Annotated in this window: 16 protein-coding genes and 1 tRNA gene; 9 read left to right on the top strand and 8 right to left on the bottom strand. The window is 41.7% G+C overall.

What is annotated here, in order from left to right; translation table 11 throughout:
- Position 1: 1 nt before the first annotated feature.
- A complete protein-coding gene (gene mnmG, locus LJ658_RS06390) occupies positions 2-1864 on the top strand; it encodes a tRNA uridine-5-carboxymethylaminomethyl(34) synthesis enzyme MnmG (RefSeq protein WP_230545643.1) in 1863 nt (620 codons plus the stop codon).
- Positions 1865-1976: 112 nt separating this feature from the next.
- Positions 1977-3620: an Ig-like domain-containing protein gene (locus LJ658_RS06385; protein WP_230545642.1), complete on the top strand. Its 1644-nt coding sequence runs from the start codon at positions 1977-1979 to the stop codon at positions 3618-3620.
- On the opposite strand, the gene LJ658_RS06380 is transcribed toward LJ658_RS06385, so the two are convergent.
- The gene (locus tag LJ658_RS06380) at positions 3610-4122 is read right to left on the bottom strand and encodes a gamma carbonic anhydrase family protein (RefSeq protein WP_230545641.1); all 513 of its coding nucleotides are present in this window, start codon (positions 4120-4122) and stop codon (positions 3610-3612) included. The two genes, LJ658_RS06385 and LJ658_RS06380, sit on opposite strands and share 11 nt — an antisense overlap.
- An 84-nt stretch (positions 4123-4206) precedes the next feature.
- On the opposite strand from LJ658_RS06380, the gene LJ658_RS06375 reads away from it, so the two are divergent.
- Positions 4207-4279, top strand: a tRNA-Gly gene (locus tag LJ658_RS06375).
- 508 nt (positions 4280-4787) lie between these two features.
- Here the strand turns inward: LJ658_RS06375 and nadB are convergent.
- Entirely contained in the window at positions 4788-6380 is a 1593-nt protein-coding gene (gene nadB, locus LJ658_RS06370; protein WP_230545640.1) for an L-aspartate oxidase, read from the bottom strand.
- A gap of 408 nt (positions 6381-6788) precedes the next feature.
- Between nadB and nadA the strand changes: the two genes are divergently transcribed.
- The gene (nadA, locus tag LJ658_RS06365; protein WP_230545639.1) at positions 6789-7781 is read left to right on the top strand and encodes a quinolinate synthase NadA; all 993 of its coding nucleotides are present in this window, start codon (positions 6789-6791) and stop codon (positions 7779-7781) included.
- An 86-nt stretch (positions 7782-7867) separates the two neighbouring features.
- Here nadA and LJ658_RS06360 read toward each other — a convergent pair whose 3' ends face one another.
- Positions 7868-9322 carry a DNA/RNA non-specific endonuclease gene (locus LJ658_RS06360; RefSeq protein ID WP_230545638.1) on the bottom strand — a complete coding sequence of 485 codons (1455 nt, stop codon included), beginning with the start codon at positions 9320-9322 and terminating at the stop codon, positions 7868-7870.
- A gap of 191 nt (positions 9323-9513) precedes the next feature.
- On the opposite strand from LJ658_RS06360, the gene thiL reads away from it, so the two are divergent.
- Positions 9514-10563, top strand: a complete 1050-nt coding sequence (gene thiL, locus LJ658_RS06355; RefSeq protein WP_230546149.1) for a thiamine-phosphate kinase — start codon at positions 9514-9516, stop codon at positions 10561-10563.
- 78 nt (positions 10564-10641) lie between these two features.
- Here thiL and rmuC read toward each other — a convergent pair whose 3' ends face one another.
- From rmuC to LJ658_RS06330, 5 genes are all read right to left on the bottom strand, one after another.
- Positions 10642-12027, bottom strand: coding sequence for a DNA recombination protein RmuC (rmuC, locus tag LJ658_RS06350; protein WP_230545637.1), 1386 nt, complete (start codon positions 12025-12027; stop codon positions 10642-10644).
- A gap of 157 nt (positions 12028-12184) precedes the next feature.
- Complete coding sequence (locus LJ658_RS06345) at positions 12185-12436, bottom strand: hypothetical protein (RefSeq protein ID WP_230545636.1); 252 nt, start codon at positions 12434-12436, stop codon at positions 12185-12187.
- Positions 12437-12485: 49 nt separating this feature from the next.
- Complete coding sequence (locus LJ658_RS06340) at positions 12486-12977, bottom strand: gliding motility lipoprotein GldH (RefSeq protein ID WP_230545635.1); 492 nt, start codon at positions 12975-12977, stop codon at positions 12486-12488.
- Between the two features lie 3 nt (positions 12978-12980).
- On the bottom strand, positions 12981-14348 hold the full coding sequence (locus LJ658_RS06335) for a regulatory iron-sulfur-containing complex subunit RicT (protein WP_230545634.1): 1368 nt from the start codon (positions 14346-14348) through the stop codon (positions 12981-12983).
- Positions 14349-14350: 2 nt separating this feature from the next.
- Positions 14351-15496 carry an ATP-binding protein gene (locus LJ658_RS06330; protein WP_230545633.1) on the bottom strand — a complete coding sequence of 382 codons (1146 nt, stop codon included), beginning with the start codon at positions 15494-15496 and terminating at the stop codon, positions 14351-14353.
- Positions 15497-15641: 145 nt separating this feature from the next.
- Between LJ658_RS06330 and ruvX the strand changes: the two genes are divergently transcribed.
- The 4 genes from ruvX to LJ658_RS06310 are packed head-to-tail and all read left to right on the top strand — an operon-like array spanning position 15642 to position 18188.
- Positions 15642-16052 (top strand): Holliday junction resolvase RuvX, encoded by a 411-nt coding sequence (gene ruvX, locus LJ658_RS06325; RefSeq protein WP_230545632.1) that lies wholly within the window; start codon positions 15642-15644, stop codon positions 16050-16052.
- Between the two features lie 24 nt (positions 16053-16076).
- Positions 16077-16715 carry an O-methyltransferase gene (locus tag LJ658_RS06320; protein WP_230545631.1) on the top strand — a complete coding sequence of 213 codons (639 nt, stop codon included), beginning with the start codon at positions 16077-16079 and terminating at the stop codon, positions 16713-16715.
- A gap of 2 nt (positions 16716-16717) precedes the next feature.
- On the top strand, positions 16718-17278 hold the full coding sequence (locus LJ658_RS06315; protein WP_230545630.1) for a glucosaminidase domain-containing protein: 561 nt from the start codon (positions 16718-16720) through the stop codon (positions 17276-17278).
- A gap of 19 nt (positions 17279-17297) precedes the next feature.
- Complete coding sequence (locus tag LJ658_RS06310) at positions 17298-18188, top strand: glucosaminidase domain-containing protein (protein WP_230545629.1); 891 nt, start codon at positions 17298-17300, stop codon at positions 18186-18188.
- Positions 18189-18235 lie beyond the last annotated feature (47 nt).

The raw sequence follows: 18235 nt of genomic DNA, 5'->3' as shown, positions 1-18235 counted from the left end.
AATGTTTAAGAAATACGACGTAATTGTAGTGGGTGCCGGACATGCCGGCTGTGAGGCAGCAGCAGCGGCGGCTAACCTGGGATCATCTGTTCTGTTAATTACTATGAATATGGGCACTATAGCGCAGATGAGTTGCAACCCGGCTATGGGTGGCGTAGCCAAGGGACAGATCGTTCGCGAAATTGATGCAATGGGCGGTTATTCGGGCATTGTTACTGATAAAACCTCTATTCAGTTCAGGATGCTTAACTTATCAAAGGGGCCTGCCATGTGGAGCCCTCGTGCTCAAAGCGACCGCATGCGTTTCGCTGAGGAATGGCGCCTGGCTCTGGAAAGAATACCCAATGTTGATTTTTGGCAGGACACCGTTAATTCATTGCTCGTAACCAATAATACGATTAAAGGCGTTCGCACATCTTTAGGGATAGAAATAGCAGCCGATGCGGTGGTATTAACAAATGGCACCTTTATGAATGGAGTAATCCATATCGGCGAAAAGAAATTTGGTGGAGGCCGTGCGGCCGAGAAAGCAACTACCGGGATAACGGAACAATTAATAACACTGGGATTTGAATCAGGCCGGATGAAAACAGGCACGCCACCACGTATTGATGGCCGCAGTTTAAATTACTCCGTAATGGAAGAGCAATGGGGCGATGATGTCCGGGGCCGTTTTTCGTATACAGCTGTTGAGCGAATACAGGAACAACGCTGTTGCTGGATAACTTATACCAATACTAAAGTACACGAAACACTAAAAGAGGGTTTTGAAAAATCACCGATGTTTACTGGACGAATCAAAGGACTGGGCCCGCGCTATTGCCCTTCGATCGAAGACAAGATCAACCGTTTTGCGGAACGCGAACGCCACCAGATCTTTGTTGAACCTGAAGGATTAAATACTGTAGAGATTTATGTTAACGGTTTCTCAACCTCGTTACCGGAGGATGTGCAATACAAGGCACTGACTCAAATACCCGGCTTTGAAAATGCTAAAATGTTCCGTCCGGGCTATGCTATCGAATATGACTACTTCCCGCCAACCCAACTGGGCCTGACTTTAGAAACCAAATTGATAAGCAATCTTTATTTCGCCGGCCAGATAAACGGCACAACCGGTTATGAAGAAGCCGCCTCCCAGGGATTCATAGCCGGCATAAACGCTCACCAAAAATTAAAGGACAAACACGAACTGATCATGAAAAGATCAGAATCATATATCGGCGTTTTGATAGACGACCTGGTGACTAAAGGAACCGAAGAACCATATAGAATGTTTACCTCCCGTGCAGAGCATCGCTTATTGCTTCGCCAGGATAATGCCGATATCCGCCTGAGTCCTATTGGCCATGAGCTGGGATTGATCAGCGATGAACGGTTGGAGAAAGTAAAAGAGAAAATAAAAAACTCGGACGACATCGTCGCCTACACCCGCACCCGGGCAATAGACCAGGCCAGCGTAAATACCTTACTGGAAAACCTGAATACATCACCTGTATCTCAAACAACAAAATTGTTTAATTTACTAAGCCGGCCGCAAGTGGCAATTAATGATCTGCTAACCGTCGACCCGGTCCTCGCAAATTATCTATCAGCCTACGATAAAGAAACTATTGAGCAGGCTGAAATAAAAATTAAATATGAGAGTTATTTTGAAAAGGAAATGGATATTGTTGAACGAATGAAAAAAATGGAACATAAAGAGATCAATCCGGATTTTAATTATCAGCAAATGCAATCCCTGTCAAAAGAAGCCCGCGAAAAATTAATGAAGATAAAACCGCGTACTCTAGGCCAGGCATCCCGAATTTCCGGCGTGTCACCATCCGACATATCCGTTTTGATGGTTCATATGTCCAGATAGCTTATAACAAACTGTAAATCAACCATTTATAAAATATTAAATTTAAGCCGTTTTTTTTAAATCCGAATAGTATTACTCATCAAACTAAAAAAATCGCTTATTTCGCTTAAAAATGACGTTAAATAAAAAAGGGCTGTTTTTGCAGCAGATTTTCCTGGGTTTTTTGGTCGCGATCGTCGCTTTGGGCTGCGCTGTACAACAACGCCCACAGGGAGGGCCAAAAGATCACGACCCGCCAAAGTTAATCAAGGCAAATCCACCAAATTTAATGCACAACTTTTCCGCCAAAGAAATCCGGCTGGATTTTGACGAGTACTTTAAATTGAATAACCAGTTTCAGGAAGTCACAGTTTTTCCTGCCCCGGATAAAACACCCAACTTTAAAATCCGCCAAAAAAGTTTGATCATTGAGCTTCGCGATACCTTGCAGAAAAATACAACCTATGTAATTAATTTTGGCAAAGCTATTGGCGACGTTAATGAAAACAATATCCTCAAAAATTTCACCTACGTTTTTTCAACCGGCAACCACATCGACTCTTTGACGATGGCAGGATCGGTAACTAATACGCAAACCGGGCTTAAAGAAAAAGATATCACGGTAATGCTGTTTACGCTAAAACAGGATTCGCTGTTATTTGGAAAAAAGAAGCCAAGTATCTATACCACCACCGACTCGTCCGGAAATTTTAAATTGAGTAACTTAAAAGAAGGTGTCTATAAAATATACGCCCTGAAGGAACAAGGCGGTGATAAAATATACAACAACGATAATGAATTGATCGGGTTCTCAACCAGGCCCATAAATTTTACCCATGATACCTCGGCTATCAGCTTAAAATTATTTAAACAGTCGCCAACCAAATTTCGTTTTACCGACCACAAGTTCCTGCCTGATGGCGGAATGTCATTCTCATTTAATAAGCCGCTTGCCCGGCCGTCGGTTAAAATAATTTACCCCCCCGGCCTGGATGAGCAAAAGATAGTTGATTTTAACAAAACCGGAGACAGCGTGCTGATCTATTCGAAGAATATGGATTTTGACTCGGTGCGTTTCGCCTTTTATGATAATAACAAACCGGTAGATACCACCTACCTGCGTAAGGGCCGTAAAGAATCTTTTACTAAAAACGTTGCTTTCAGATTTGGCATAAGCATCGGTGGTGAGCTTAAACCCGGTGACGACCTCCATCTGTATTCTAATTTACCTATAGATTCGTTCGACCCGACTTTGATCACTTTAAAGGAAGACTCCACGCAAGTTAGATATACCTTAACGAGGGATACCGGCAGCACCAAAAATTTTACCTTAAAATATCGTTGGCGCCAAAAAGTTAATTATCAATTGATTATTGATGAAGCAGCTTTCACCAGCATTTACGGCGACAAAAATAAACGGCAGGTCAAAAAATTCTTCCAGAATAAGCCTGAAAACTATAGTAACCTTACGCTGGATATCACTGTTCCGGATAGCTCAAAAATGTACGTGGTTGAATTGTTAAACGACCAAGGCAATCCTTTACGAAGTGATGTCGTCACCAAAAAAACAAAGCTGACCTACCGTAATTATTATATCGGCAAGTTTTCACTCCGGGTTATATATGATAATAACCGAAACGGCAAATGGGACTCGGGCAGTGTAAAAGAAGGCCGCCAGCCGGAGAATATCTGGGTTTACGATAAGATATTTACGTTACGGCCCAACTGGGATTCGGAAGAAGCCGTAACTATACCCAGGGAGGTTATTACGCCTTAAACCAACCGGCGTACATTACGTAATTATCGGGAAGTTTATCAAGCAGGGCGCGTTGTTCGTCGGTTATTGGTTTGATTTTTTTTGCAGGTGTTCCGGCGTATAAATAGCCCGATTCGCAAATTGTCTTTTCAAGCACAACCGAACCCGCACCTATTATTACATATTCTTCAACCACTGCGTGATCCATTACAATGGCCCCCATGCCTACCAGCGAATGATCTTTAAGGGTACAGCCATGTACCAGCGCATTATGACCGATAGATACATAATTACCGATATGCGTAGCGGCGCCATTATAAGTACAGTGGATAACCGCACCGTCCTGGATATTGGAGTTATTGCCAATTGTTATATAATTAACATCGCCCCTGATAACCGCGTTGAACCATACCGAACATTTATCGCCCATCACAACATCGCCAACTATAGTAGCATTTTCGGCAATGAAACATTCTTGCCCCCAGCTTGGGGATTTGTCTTTTACGGGTAGGATAACGGGCATGGTGCTAATAGTGATTGAGTGAATTATTGTAGGAGTGAATTTACACCAAGAAATCTAATTTTTGTTATTTTTGATGTACTATAAGCGGAAATAGCTCAGTTGGTAGAGCATCAGTTTCCCAAACTGAAGGCCGCGGGTTCGAATCCCGTTTTCCGCTCTTTAAAAAGTAAAAGTATCTTTTATTTCAATAAAGAAACCCCAATGAGTTTTTCCAAGACTTCTTAAGTCCCTTCCAATTATCATGTTTTTTAATTCGCAGTAATTTGCATGGTAATATTCAGATATTTTTACAATTTTCTTTCCATCTTTAATAAGATAGAGGTATTCGTACATTCTTCCTTTAGAATAAAGTTCCGATAAATTATACCCTTCTAATTCGGAAATACTGATATCTTCGTTTTATTCCTAAACCGAAAAACCCCGCTCTCTCAAAATATTCAGCATATAATGTAAGCTTAATACATTTTGTCCTTACTTCACCTAATATTATTATAGAAGCAAATAATAAATACCACGTTATGAAGAATATTTTAAAAAAACAGGAGACTCCTTTTCGATGATATCATTTAAATGATAAATAATGGTAACACCAATGCTAATAATGACAATTGCTATTAGCGCTGATAAAACTATCCAGTATTTGAACTTTGAAGTGATCATAAATTTCAAAACACCGTATCCTCCAAAACATCCTGGTGCTCAGGATAATCAGTTGTATAATGCAATCCCCTGCTTTCTTTACGCATCATGGCTGATTTTACAACTATATAAGATACCTGGATCAGGTTACGCAGCTCGCAAAGTTTAACGGATAGCTTGGTTTGCTTATAAAATGATTCTGTTTCTTCATATAGTAACCCTAGCCGGCGCATGGCCCTTTCTAATCTAAAATCAGAACGAACTATACCTACATAGTCATTCATTAGCTTTTGCATCTCGCGCACGTTATGCGTAACCAGTATATCTTCGTTAGACAGCTTTACGCCCTTTTCATCCCAATCGGGTATATTTTCAGGTATGGAAATACTTTCAAATTGATCAATAGCATTTTTATAAATCCGGTGCGCAAATACCAACGCCTCCAATAACGAATTAGATGCCAACCGGTTAGCCCCATGTAAGCCGGTTGATGAGCACTCTCCGCAGGCATACAGACGCCTGATAGACGACTGGCCATAATGATCTACCATTACCCCGCCACACATATAATGACAAGCCGGCGAAACCGGGATCATGTCCTTGGTCATGTCAATACCTATCTCTAAACATTTGGCATATATATTTGGGAAATGCTTTAAAATATCTTTTTTACTGCGATGACGAATATCCAGGTAAACGTAGTCTTCGCCTGATTTCTTTATCTCGGCATCAATGGCCCGGGCAACGATATCGCGCGGCGCTAATGACCTGCGTTCATCATATTCCTGCATAAACTCTTCTCCGTTGGTACGTTTTAATATCCCCCCAAAACCACGTACCGCTTCAGATATCAAAAATGACGGATAATCTCCGGGATTGTATAAAGCTGTAGGATGGAACTGGATAAATTCCATATTTCTAACCTTTCCCTTTGCACGATAAACCATAGCCACGCCATCGCCGGTGGCGATGGTAGGGTTAGTAGTTACCGAATAGATATGGCCGGCACCGCCCGATGCCATTACCGTAACCCTGGATAAGAATTTCTCAACCTCGTTAGTTACGGTATTTAAAGCATAAATACCATAACAGGTAATATCATCAGATGATTTATCTACAAACTCGCCTAAATGGTGCTGGGTAATTAAATCAACCGCAAAATAATGCGTTAATATTTCAATATTAGGATTTTGATGGATCTGCTCAAGCAACGAACGTTCTATTTCAAAACCCGTTATATCTTTATAATGCAACACCCTGAATTCAGAGTGTCCTCCCTCTTTTGCCAGGTCATAAATACCTTCGTTTGTCTTGTCAAAACTGGTTCCGTAATCTATAATTTCATTAATTCGGTCGGGGCCCTCTTTTACTACAATTTCCACAACTTCCTTATCACATAGCCCATCACCGGCAATTAACGTGTCATTTATATGTTTTTCAAAAGAATCTTCCTTTTTATCAACAACAACCGCCACACCGCCCTGGGCATATTTGGTGTTTGATTCATCCTCGTTTGATTTTGTAACTATCAATACCTTACCATGTTTAGCAGCTTTTAATGCAAAACTTAATCCGGCTATGCCGGAACCAACTACCAGAAAATCCACAGATTTGGACATATAATATGTGTTAGGTGTGTAAAATTATAAAGTATGTTAACAATAGGGTTCAAAGATGTTAATTTTGTGTAAGCAAAAACCTAACAAGTAATTAAATAGTGGATAACCTTACTAATTACTGATAATGATAACAATTTTTAAGCGACTTTTGCGTCTGTTTTACCACTTAACTAACATTACAAACATCAATAAAATATTAACAAATAAGTTTTTAAAATAAAAGTTGATTATCACAGCAATCTAATAATCAATAAAATAAATACTAAAAATTATTAGCCGGCTGTTAGTAACTAGTTAAAAACAACATTTTAATAAAAACAACTGCTAACTTTTAAACATAACTAACACACCAATAACAATAGTTTCTTTTTATATAAAAAAATCATTGTTATTAATTGAATTGTTGAAATGGATATCTTCGAAGAAATAAAACTGAAAGGCTACGCCGAGGAATTTATAGACCCAACGCTTGACCTTTTTGATGAAATAGAAAAACTTAAAAAAGAAAAAAATGCAGTTATACTTGCTCACTACTATCAGGATGCTGATATACAAGACATTGCAGATTATATTGGAGATAGTTTGGGACTATCGCAACAAGCTGCAAAAACTGACGCCGATATTATTGTATTTGCCGGCGTACACTTCATGGCCGAAACAGCCAAGATCTTATCACCAACAAAAAAGGTATTATTGCCAGACATAAAAGCGGGATGCTCATTAGCAGACAGTTGCCCGCCGCATCTGTTTAAAAAATTTAAAGAGCAGTATCCGGATCACCTGGTGATAACCTATGTAAATTGTACTGCCGAGTTAAAAGCCTTAAGCGATATTGTTTGTACCTCAAGCAACGCCGTCCAAATTGTGGAAAGTCTGCCTGCAGATCAAAAGATAATATTTGGACCTGATAAAAATTTAGGTGCTTATGTTGCTAAAAAAACCGGGCGTGACCTGGTGCTTTGGAACGGTGCCTGCATGGTACATGAAATATTTTCAAGGGAGAAGATTACCAGGCTAAAAGAAAGATACCCCAATGCTAAATTATTAGCGCATCCTGAATGTGAAGAGGTAATACTGCAAATGGCAGATTATATAGGATCAACCACAGGAATTTTAAAATACGCTACCGGCAGACCCGAAAAAGAGTTCATTGTAGCCACTGAGCCTGGTATTATCCACCAGATGCAGAAAGATAACCCTGATAAGGTGTTTATACCCGCGCCACCGAATAATAATTGCGCCTGCAATGATTGCCCCCACATGAAAAGAAACACGCTGGAGAAGCTTTATTTATGTCTTAAGAATGAATTACCGGAAATTGAAGTTCCGGCTGATATTATTGTTAGAGCCGTAAAACCTATCGAAAGGATGCTGGAGATCTCGGCACAATTGGGTTTATAAGTTTGCTTATTAGAATTATAAAATTAAAAGCGATAGGTATTTGCCTATCGCTTTTTTATTTGGTTATTATATTCTGTAGATTGGTATTATAAACCTGAATCTTTCTTTACTTCAAGTGCGTCCTGTACATTTTGTGGAAGATTTGAAAGTAAATTATAACCGGTAGCGGTTTCAATATCACGTACGGTTACGATATATGTTTTCCAATCGGCATTAATAGAATTTACATTAGGTGTATTAACCGCAATAACTCTTGTTGATGAAGTTATACGGCTGATATCGCCACTGCCCGCAGGTAAAATAACGGCTACCTTCCAAACATTACTGGGTACGGTTATATTGCCATTAGCAATGGTATTTATTTTGGCACTACTTATAGAGCCTATACCGCCCGTACCATAGCTACCCATGATGATATAAACCTCATTGCCGGCAACCACTTGTTCACGTAAGTAGCTTTCTAAATTACTCCAGGTTTGCTGATTATTTTGAGGGGCTTGCGGAATCATATTAGTCATCAGGAAGGTGGCCGAGTTTGCGTTAACAGAACTTGTACGATCTGCAGAAGGACAATTGTGCCCTCTGTCAAAACCCGAGCCACTATAACTGTTACTTTGTACCGCGAACCAGCCCGGATCTAAGCCTGTAAAACCTGCAAAATTATCTAAACGACCAGTTGCATTTGTAATGTTTGTAGCATCTAAATGCCAGCTAACCCAGTTAGGTTCGCCCCTTACACTACTATATGATTCAACATAATATCCCTGATCTATTAAATAATTGGTATTAAAAACAAAAGAAGCTTGTGCATTTGATGGATTACCTAAAAGTATGTTGCTGTTATCTCCAGATGCAGGTGGTGCATCGCTACCAATAGTAACTCCGCGTGGCGTTGAGGCTGCGGTAGTTTTTGTAGTATCAGATCCGGGTGTGTCAGGAGTACCAACTACAATCCCGGGATCACCTGTACCTCTGAAAGTAATATCATCAATATTTACACGGATAGTTGCGCTGGTTTTTTTAATCTCAAACCTTACTTTGCCTGTAACACTAACTTTAAATGAATCTGTTACCAATGTTGTACTGGTTTCGCTGATATCTGTACCTACCTGCGAATAAGTTGCTCCGCCATCTGTTGACATTAATAGTTGCCAGGTTGAATTTGCATCGGTACCATATTTAGCATGTTTAATAAACAGGGTTTTTAAACCGTTGATATCAAAATTCATATGCAGATCACCGGTACGTAACCGCACAGATTTTGATCCGTTTTTTGCGTCAGCGGCTAAATTACCTATCAATGCATCATTAAAGTTCCATGAACCGGTGACCAAGCTAATATCCGCGGCGCCATAGCTACTTTTTGATCCGTTTTCAAAATCTTCAGTAATGGTATAAGGAGTAGCTGTGGTTCCGGTAGTACCGGTTGTGCCTGTAGTTCCGGTAGTACCCGGATTAGTGGCAGAATCGTTTTTTTTACAGGCCGTAATCATCACTACTGATGCCAGGCCCGTGTAAATGAGTAATTTTCTAAATTTCATGGATAAATGTTTTTGTGGTAAATATCGTGATCAAATGTTAATTGTATATTAATTTTTTAAACTGTTATTAAAATATTACTTCTGATTTTAACGAAACGAATGCTTAAAAAGTTGTTTTACTACTAATTAGCCTGATTTGATGGAAGCTTTCGTATTTTTGCACTTCAAAAAAAATACGGTGTTGTATGGCAATGTTTGATAATAAAGAGAAAACCAATATAGAGGCGTTAGGCGAGTTTGGCCTGATCAATCATCTGACAAAAAATATAGAGCTGGTACAAAAAAGTACCATAAAAGGCGTGGGAGATGATGCGGCCGTACTTGATTTTGAAGGTAAAAGGATGCTGGTATCAACCGATATGCTGTTAGAGGGAATCCATTTTGATTTGGCGTATACGCCCCTAAAACATTTGGGCTATAAAGCCATACAGGTAAACCTGAGTGATATTTATGCTATGAATGGTACTGCTACACAAGTAACGGTTTCAATCGGTATGTCAAGCAAATTCCCGATAGAGGCTGTTGAGGAAATATATGAAGGGATTTATATCGCCTGTGAAAAATATGGCGTGGACCTGGTTGGCGGCGATACCTCCTCGTCAAAGCAAGGATTGGTGCTGAGTGTTACTTCAATTGGTTACGCCAATGCTGAGGATGTAGTTTATCGTGGTGGGGCGCAAGAGGGTGACCTGATCTGTGTATCCGGTGATTTAGGCGGCGCTTATGTTGGCTTGCAATTGTTGGAACGTGAAAAACTAATTTATCTTGAAAATCCAAATATCCAGCCTGACCTGGAAGGTAAAGATTATATTGTAGAGCGCCAGTTAAAACCGGAGGCCCGCCGGGATATTATTGATCTGTTAAAAGAAATTGAAGTTAAGCCTACGGCGATGATTGATGTATCGGACGGTTTAGCGTCAGAAATTATGCATATCTGTAAGCAAAGCGGTAAAGGCTGCAGTATTTATGAAGAGAAAATACCGCTTGACCCCATGACGTTTGAAACGGCCCGTGAATTTAACCTGGATCCCACCGTTTGCGCTTTAAGCGGCGGAGAAGATTATGAGTTACTTTTCACCGTAAAACAAGCGGACTACGAAAAAATAAAGTTTAAAATGGATATCACCATCATTGGCCATATTACCGAGCCGGCATCAGGCTGTAATTTAATAACCAAGGCCGGCAATGTACATCCTCTAAAAGCGCAGGGTTGGAACGCGTTTCCTAATAGTGAAAAGTAATAAGTCTTAAAAAAAATTTGGCCGCCGCCGGCGCTTGAGTCAAACACACGAGAGCTAATGAATCAGCATTAGCTCTTTCTATTCTGTCACCTCGTCGTCGCCAATCTCAATATATTTCTGGTCTAATTGCTTATTGGCTTTGGCACCCAGCCCCTTAATTTTTTCGGCAGTTTTGATTAGGTTGCCGTTGCCTTCGGTTAGTTTGTTAATGGCATTGTCATAAGCAGTTTGGCTTAGCTTGATGTTTTTGCCGATACCTTCCATATCGTTAACAAATCCTACAAATTTATCATACATGGCACCGCTTAAACGGGCAATTTCCAATACGTTGCGGTTTTGGCGCTCCTGTTTCCATATACTGGCAATGGTGCGCAGTGTGGCCAATAATGTTGACGGGCTAACAATGACTACCCTTTTATCCCAGGCATCGCTAAACAATTCAGAGTCTATCTGCACCGCAAAGCTAAATGATGATTCTATCGGAATAAACAGCAACACAAAATCAGGCGAGTTGATCTGGTAAAGATCATGGTAATTTTTTGAGGACAGCCCATTTACGTGGCTGCGTATCGACTCTACATGCGCCTTTGAGAATAGTTTGCGCTCGTCATCCGTCTCGCAGTTAACCAGGCGCTCATAAGCTATCAGCGATACCTTTGAGTCGATGATTAAATGTTTTTCATCCGGAAGGTCAATAATGGCATCGGGCTGCATCCTGACCCCGTCAAGGCTGGTTATGCTGGCCTGCAAACGGTACTCGCGATCTTTAACCAGGCCGGAACGCTCCAATACTTTTTCTAATATGACTTCGCCCCAGTTACCCTGCTTTTTATTATCGCCCTTTAAAGCCTTGGTTAAGTTTTGGGCTTCATCGCTTATCTGGCGGTTAAGTTCCATTAATTGCGTAATTACGCCCTTCATGGTATTGCGCTCGGCAGCTTCCATGTTGTATACCTTGTCCACCTTATCCTCAAAAGCTTTTAAATTTTCTTTAAGCGGATTAAGGATGATATCTAAATTGGTGCGGTTAACATCAATAAACTCTTTCGATTTTTCTTTCAGAAGCTTTTCGGCAACGTTTTCAAACTCTTTCTGAAATTTTTGCTGAATGTCCTGGATACTTTTTTCCTGTTCGCCCAGGCGTTCGCGCTGTGCTTTAAATGATTCTTCGGCTTTTGCCATCCGGCTTTTTTCAATAACCAGCTCCTGGTTTAAAACAGCAACCGCGGTATCATAGCGTTCGCGCTCATCCTGCAATTGTTTATCGGCCTTATCGCGTTCTAAACCTAAACCCAGGGCGCGTTCTTCGGCTTTAGCTAAGGCGATGTTTAGCGCGGCATTATCATTTTTTAGGCGCGCAAACTCATCCGCCGAAATTCCATCGGCAGCAGCGGGCTTTTTTAAAAAAAGCAGTACAGAAATCAGCAGAATTATAACACAGGCAACTAAAACGGCAACAATCATTTTGATAAAAATATTAGCAAAACGAAGGTAGATAAAATGTGCGAATGTGCAAATAGCGAGATGCGCAAGAAAGGATTATAAGCAAGAGAACAAAGCAATAACCATGCGTCTGCAAATTAGTTTATCCGCACATCTGCATATATATGCATCTGCACATTTACTTATGCTTTTTAGGTTTTGCGGTATCAACCAAAGGATCATCAACGCCATGTCCGTCGCTGCTGGTATCTGTTCCGTTGGTTGACTCGGCAAATGGGGCGGCTGATCCGTTTATGGTATCAGAAGCCCCGGAGGAACCATGATTTGAGCCGGTATCGGGTTTATCATCGCCGGTTTTGTGCCGGGCGCCGTTACAAGCAATAAATAAGGAGAGAACAGGTATAATCAGGATAGCAAATATCTTTTTCATAGCCGTAAGTTTTATTTAACAAACGGGATATGCCGCGGTTTTGATATAATTAATTGGCCTTTTCTGCCTTTTCAACCCGCAGGCCCACGTCGCTGATCTCACGCAGTGGATTATCACGCATATTTTGTTCTATCTGGAATATATAAGTGCCTTTGGCCGGGAATTTATAATCCAGTTTAAAAGGAATCTGGAAACTATACAGGTTACCCGAACCCTGTCCCAGCCACTCCCCGTCGGCATTGGCCAGTTTAAGTTCGTACCGGGTAGTAGTTGTTTTTTTATCCGGGTTGGTTTGATGAACCAGTACAAACAGGTTTGAATACTTATAATCGCCGGTTACCCGCAGGTTAAAATATAAGTTATAAGCAATTTGCTCATTGTCAATTTTAACGGTATGGTTTATTTTATTGGTATAGGCCCAGTTATTGTTAACAATCTCCGTGTTTTGATCGATAACCGCGGCGGGGTCTGTACAGCCAGCCCAGCCCAGCCCTACAAAGGCTGCCATAACGGGCAGTAAATATTTTAACGCGCTTTTCATTGCTTACGGTGTTGGTTTGTCGCCCCCGCCCTCGCCGCGATTTCCATCCGGTCGGTTCGGCCTGTTCCTATTTCGGTTTCTGTTACGATTCGGATTATTATTTCCCCCTTCGGGCCGCTGGCCCTGTGGTCTTGGCTGCCCGCCTGTATTTTGTTGCCCGGCAGTGTTTGGCTGCGCCGCAACATTCGCCGCCCGCGGTTGGCTGCTGTTAGGGCTGCCATTAGGGTTCGGCTTGTTTTTATTACGATTTTTGTTTTTCTTTTTATTGGTATTGCGGTTGCGCTCATCCAAACGGGTAAGGCTGTCCTGGCCGACAACATTTTCGTAGTCAGGCGCTTTTACCGGTTCGTTTTCAATCTCAACAAATACCAGTAAATCGTCGGGCAATACTCCGTCCCGGTTCATTTGCTGTATCTCTTTAACCCGGGCCAAGGGCACGGCTATCCATGATTCTTCGCGAGGATAGCTAAACCACATCTGCTTTTTAAAGATATCTGTTTTTTGCAGGCGGGCCTCGCCTTTAAGGGTTTTAAGGTAATTTACATTTTCAGGGATATGTTTTAATGCATCCATATAAGTGTCCAGCTCATAATTTAAGCAACACTTTAATTTACCGCATTGGCCGGCAAGCTTTAAGGTATTAAGAGACAGATTTTGATAACGCGCAGCGGAGGTTGAAACGGTTTTAAAGTCGGTTAACCAGGTAGAGCAGCACAATTCGCGCCCGCATGAACCAATACCGCCCAAGCGGCTGGCTTCCTGGCGCATCCCGATCTGGCGCATCTCGATACGAATGCGGAAGGTCTCTGCCATTTTTTTGATCAGTTCCCTGAAATCCACGCGGCCCTCGGCCGTATAGTAAAAGGTGGCTTTGCTTTTATCTGCCTGGTAATCCACGTCGCTTAACTTCATCGACAGATTAAGGCTTAGCGCCAGCTTGCGCGCGCTGTGCATGGTTTCCCATTCCATATCCTTAGCCGCCTTCCACTTATCCACATCGGCAGGCGTTGCCCGGCGATAGATCTTCTTTAAAACATCTTCCTCTTTTACCCGGCGCTTAACCATTTGCATGCGCACCAGTTCGCCGGTTATGGATACGTGGCCAATATCATAGCCGCCGGTAGTAGCCTCAACCACCACCAGGTCGCCGTTTTCCAGGTAAATATTATCGTTATTTAAAAAGAACTCTTTACGTGAACCTTTAAATTTTATCTCAACAATTGGAAAAGGCTTATAATTAACAGGCATATCCATATGTGACAGCCAGTCGTAAACATCTAATTTACTGCATCCGTTTGTAAGGCATGAGCCATTACTTTTGCAGCCTGCCGGCGAGCATCCACCCCCCGTTGAGCAACTTCCACATCCCATAATTAATTCGCTATATATTGATTCCCTTGCGGGCTTGACTTAAGTTTTAAAAAACTCATAATTTGTAAAGATACATCTAAAAATAAAATTTTAGGGTTTGCATTTCTTTCTACGTGATAATGTGCCTTTTCCAATTCGGCAATAATGGCCTGGTTCATGGAAATATTCATTATGGCAGTTAGTTTTTGTGCCGTTTCAAGCTCGGCAGCCGGCAAATGCACCAATTCGCCCGCTCCGGCTATCAGCAGGCAACACTCTCTTATAAAACTTATGCCGTAGCGTAAAAAGTTTTTTTGATTTTCGCGACCCATCTTTGAAAGCTGATCAACAAAGGCAACAAGTTCTATCCCTTTATTGGCGAAGCATAGGCGCAACCATTGTACAAATAAAGCATGATAGCTTTTATTATCCTGTTGCAGCATAATCAGCGCGTCAGTTAAATTGCCGTTACTTAAATAGGCAATCTCAGCAGCGGCATTTTCTGTTTGGTGATGATGGCTGATTAAGTTTTCCTTAATTTCTTCGTACCCCAGCGCCGGTATTTTTATCAGTTGTGTACGTGATAAGATGGTATTTAAAATTTGATCCTGGTTTTGAGCTACCAACAAAAACAAAGTGTTTGGCTGTGGCTCCTCAATAATTTTAAGCAGGGCGTTACCCTCTTTGTCCAGGTATTCGGGTAGCCAAAGGATCAGTATTTTATAATCAGACTCAAACGGTTTAAAGCTTAATTTTTTGATGATCTGGTGGCACTCGGCAATATTAATATTAGCCTGTTTGTTTTCGGCATCAAGGTATCCGCGCCAGATATCTAAATTAAGGTAAGGCCAGGCCAAAAAAGCATCGCGCCATTGTTCAATAAAGGTAATAGCGGTATCATCTTTATGCTTGGCGAAAAAAGGATAAGAAAAATGCAGATCGGGATGCATCAGTTTTTGATACTTGCGGCACGATGAACATTCGCCGCACGAATCATCAGCCTGTTTATCCAAGCAAGACAGGTACTGCGCATAAGCGACAGCCAGCGCCAGGTTTCCTGATCCCTCAGGGCCCAAAAAAAGCTGCGCGTGACTAACCCGGTTCTCATTTACCGAGTTGATCAACCGTTGCTTTATGGCTGCCTGCCCCACTATTTGTTTAAACTGCATTGGTGCAAGGTAATAATTAGATTTAAGAGATTAAAGATTGGTGATTAGAGATTGGTTGTTTTTGACCAACAAATAACGCAATAAGCTATATTTGCTGCATGACAGGTCTAATCTCTAATCACCGATCACCAATCACAGCGAAGCCATGAGAATTATGGCCTTTGATTACGGCACCAAACGCATTGGCATAGCGGTGACCGATCCGTTACAGATTATAGCGACCGGATTGGATACCATACACCCAACCCAGATCATTGAGTTTTTAAAAAAATACCTGGCTGCCGAACCCGTTGAGCGCTTTATCCTTGGCGAGCCCAAGCAAATGAATAATACGCCTTCACAATCGGCCCCGCACGTAAAGGGCTTTGCCGGCTTGCTTAAAAAAAATTTCCCGCAGATCCCGGTTGAGATGATGGACGAGCGCTTCACTTCAAAAATGGCCTCGGCAACGATTGCGCAAAGCGGTATGGGGAAAAAAGCACGCCAGAATAAAGAGCTGGTTGATAATATTTCGGCGGTGATACTCTTGCAGAGCTGGATGGAGAAAACCCATTAATTTCAAAATGCTTACCTTTGCCTCATGGAAATTTTGCCAGGCGACTTACAATCCTATCTTGATGACCATTGCGAGCCGGAACCGGAGGCCCTGCAATTTATAAACAGAGAAACCTATTTAAAGGTGCTAAAGCCCAATATGCTGTCGGGCCATTATCAGGGAAGGTTGCTGAGCATGCTCAGCAAAATGATGCAGCCAAAACGTATTTTGGAAATAGGCACATTTACCGGCTACGCTACCATTTGCCTGGCCGAAGGGCTTGCCGAAGACGGCATAATCCACACCATAGAAGTTAACCACGAATTAGAAGAAATGCTTAAAAAGCATTTTTCACTAACAGATGTGGAAAAAAAAATAAAGCTGCATTTTGGCCCTGCAGAGCATGTAATAGGCACTTTAAGCACCGAAGTATTCGATATCGTGTTTATTGATGCGGATAAAAAGAATAATTTACTTTATTTTGAGTTAATATTTGACAAAGTCAGGTCCGGAGGATTAATAATAATTGACAATGTTTTGTGGAAAGGGAAAGTATATGGCACCGAAAAAGACGCCGATACCGAAAGCTTCCGCAAACTAAATGACAGGATCGCTGTTGACACAAGGGTTGAAAAACTCATCCTGCCTGTGCGCGACGGTGTATTGCTCATCAGAAAAAAATAATTATGAAGAAAACCTTACTGATTACAACGCTGCTAATATCATCCATTACCGCGTTTGCCCAAAAGAACACTTCAAAATCTTACATCGAACAGTTCAAAGATAATGCCATACAAATTATGCACGAAACCGGGATCCCGGCCAGCATAATTTTAGGCATAGCCATGCATGAGTCGGGCAACGGAAACAGCAACGTAGCCAAAAGTCTTAACAACCAGTTTGGTTTTAAAGGGGGCAGTACTACTGTATACTATAAAAACAATAAGAGGATAACATCGGCCTATAAAAAGTACGATTCAATTCTGGAGTCTTTTGACGACTTTGCCCGTATCATTACCCATCGCCAGCAATTGGGCCGCCTGTCAGACCAGTTAAGCTTGTATGACTACGAAAAATGGGTTAAAAGCATCCAGCGCAGCGGTTATGCCAGCAGCAAAAAATGGGCGTCGCAAGTGATAGCTATCATACGCAAATACCAACTGAATGAGCTGGATCAAACCCCGGAAGACGAGGCACAATTGCCCCAGACAGCACAAAACGATCCCTCCAGTATTTATTTAAAGTAATAAACTTATTTTTGGCAGAATGATCTATGCCAGGCCCTGCGCTTTTGTAGTAAAGCGAAATTTATGCTTTTTATTTACCGCGGCAATGCTTTTTGCCTCATGCACCGCTCATAAAAAGGCGGTTTCCCATACTTCATCAGTCCCCGTTATTTCAAATAACGAGGCACGCAGAAATAATACAATTATTCAGAAAGAGCGCAGCGAAGCCATTGCAGCCTATGTGCCTTTTACAGTTGCCAGTTATATTGAACGCTTTAAGGCTATTGCAGTGAGGGAGATGAATTTATATGGCATACCTGCCAGTATAACGTTGGCGCAGGGGCTTTTTGAATCGGGGTTTGGTAATGGCGATCTGGCCAGGATCGCGAATAACCACTTCGGCATAAAATGCACCAGCGATTGGAAAGGCAAAAGCTATTATAAAGACGACGATCAGGTTAATGACTGTTTCAGGGTTTATGACAAGCCGGAGGATTCATTCCGGGATCATTCTGAATTTTTAAAGAGAAAACGCTATGCGCCTTTGTTTGAGCTGGATAAAAACGACTACCAGGGCTGGGCAAACGGCCTTAAACAAGCGGGCTATGCCACTAACCCCAAATACCCGCAGCTGCTAATTAACGTTATTGAGAAATATCACCTGGATGCATACGACCGGCCGGAAGGCGATCTGCAAAAAATAAAGCGCGAAGACCGGGTGCTCGCGCAAATAAACCAGAATATCGGCAAAGCCATAAAAGACTCATTGGTGCAAAACACCCCCGCCACTAAATTGTATACTATAAAAACGGGCGACACACTATACAACATTTCCAAACGTTTTGGATTGACCGTTGATGAGCTTAAGGCCCTGAACAATATGGCCGACAATAGTATTAAAATTGGCCAAACGTTGGTGATTGCTAAGTAAGCGCTTGTTAATTATTGTTAAATACTGCGCGCAACGTAAGCAAACGG

The organism is Mucilaginibacter sp. UR6-11 (assembly GCF_020880695.1).
Taxonomy (GTDB): Bacteria; Bacteroidota; Bacteroidia; order Sphingobacteriales; family Sphingobacteriaceae; genus Mucilaginibacter.
The sequence above is the reverse complement of the archived record's forward strand: the minus strand, read 5'-3'. Positions and strand labels throughout refer to the sequence as shown.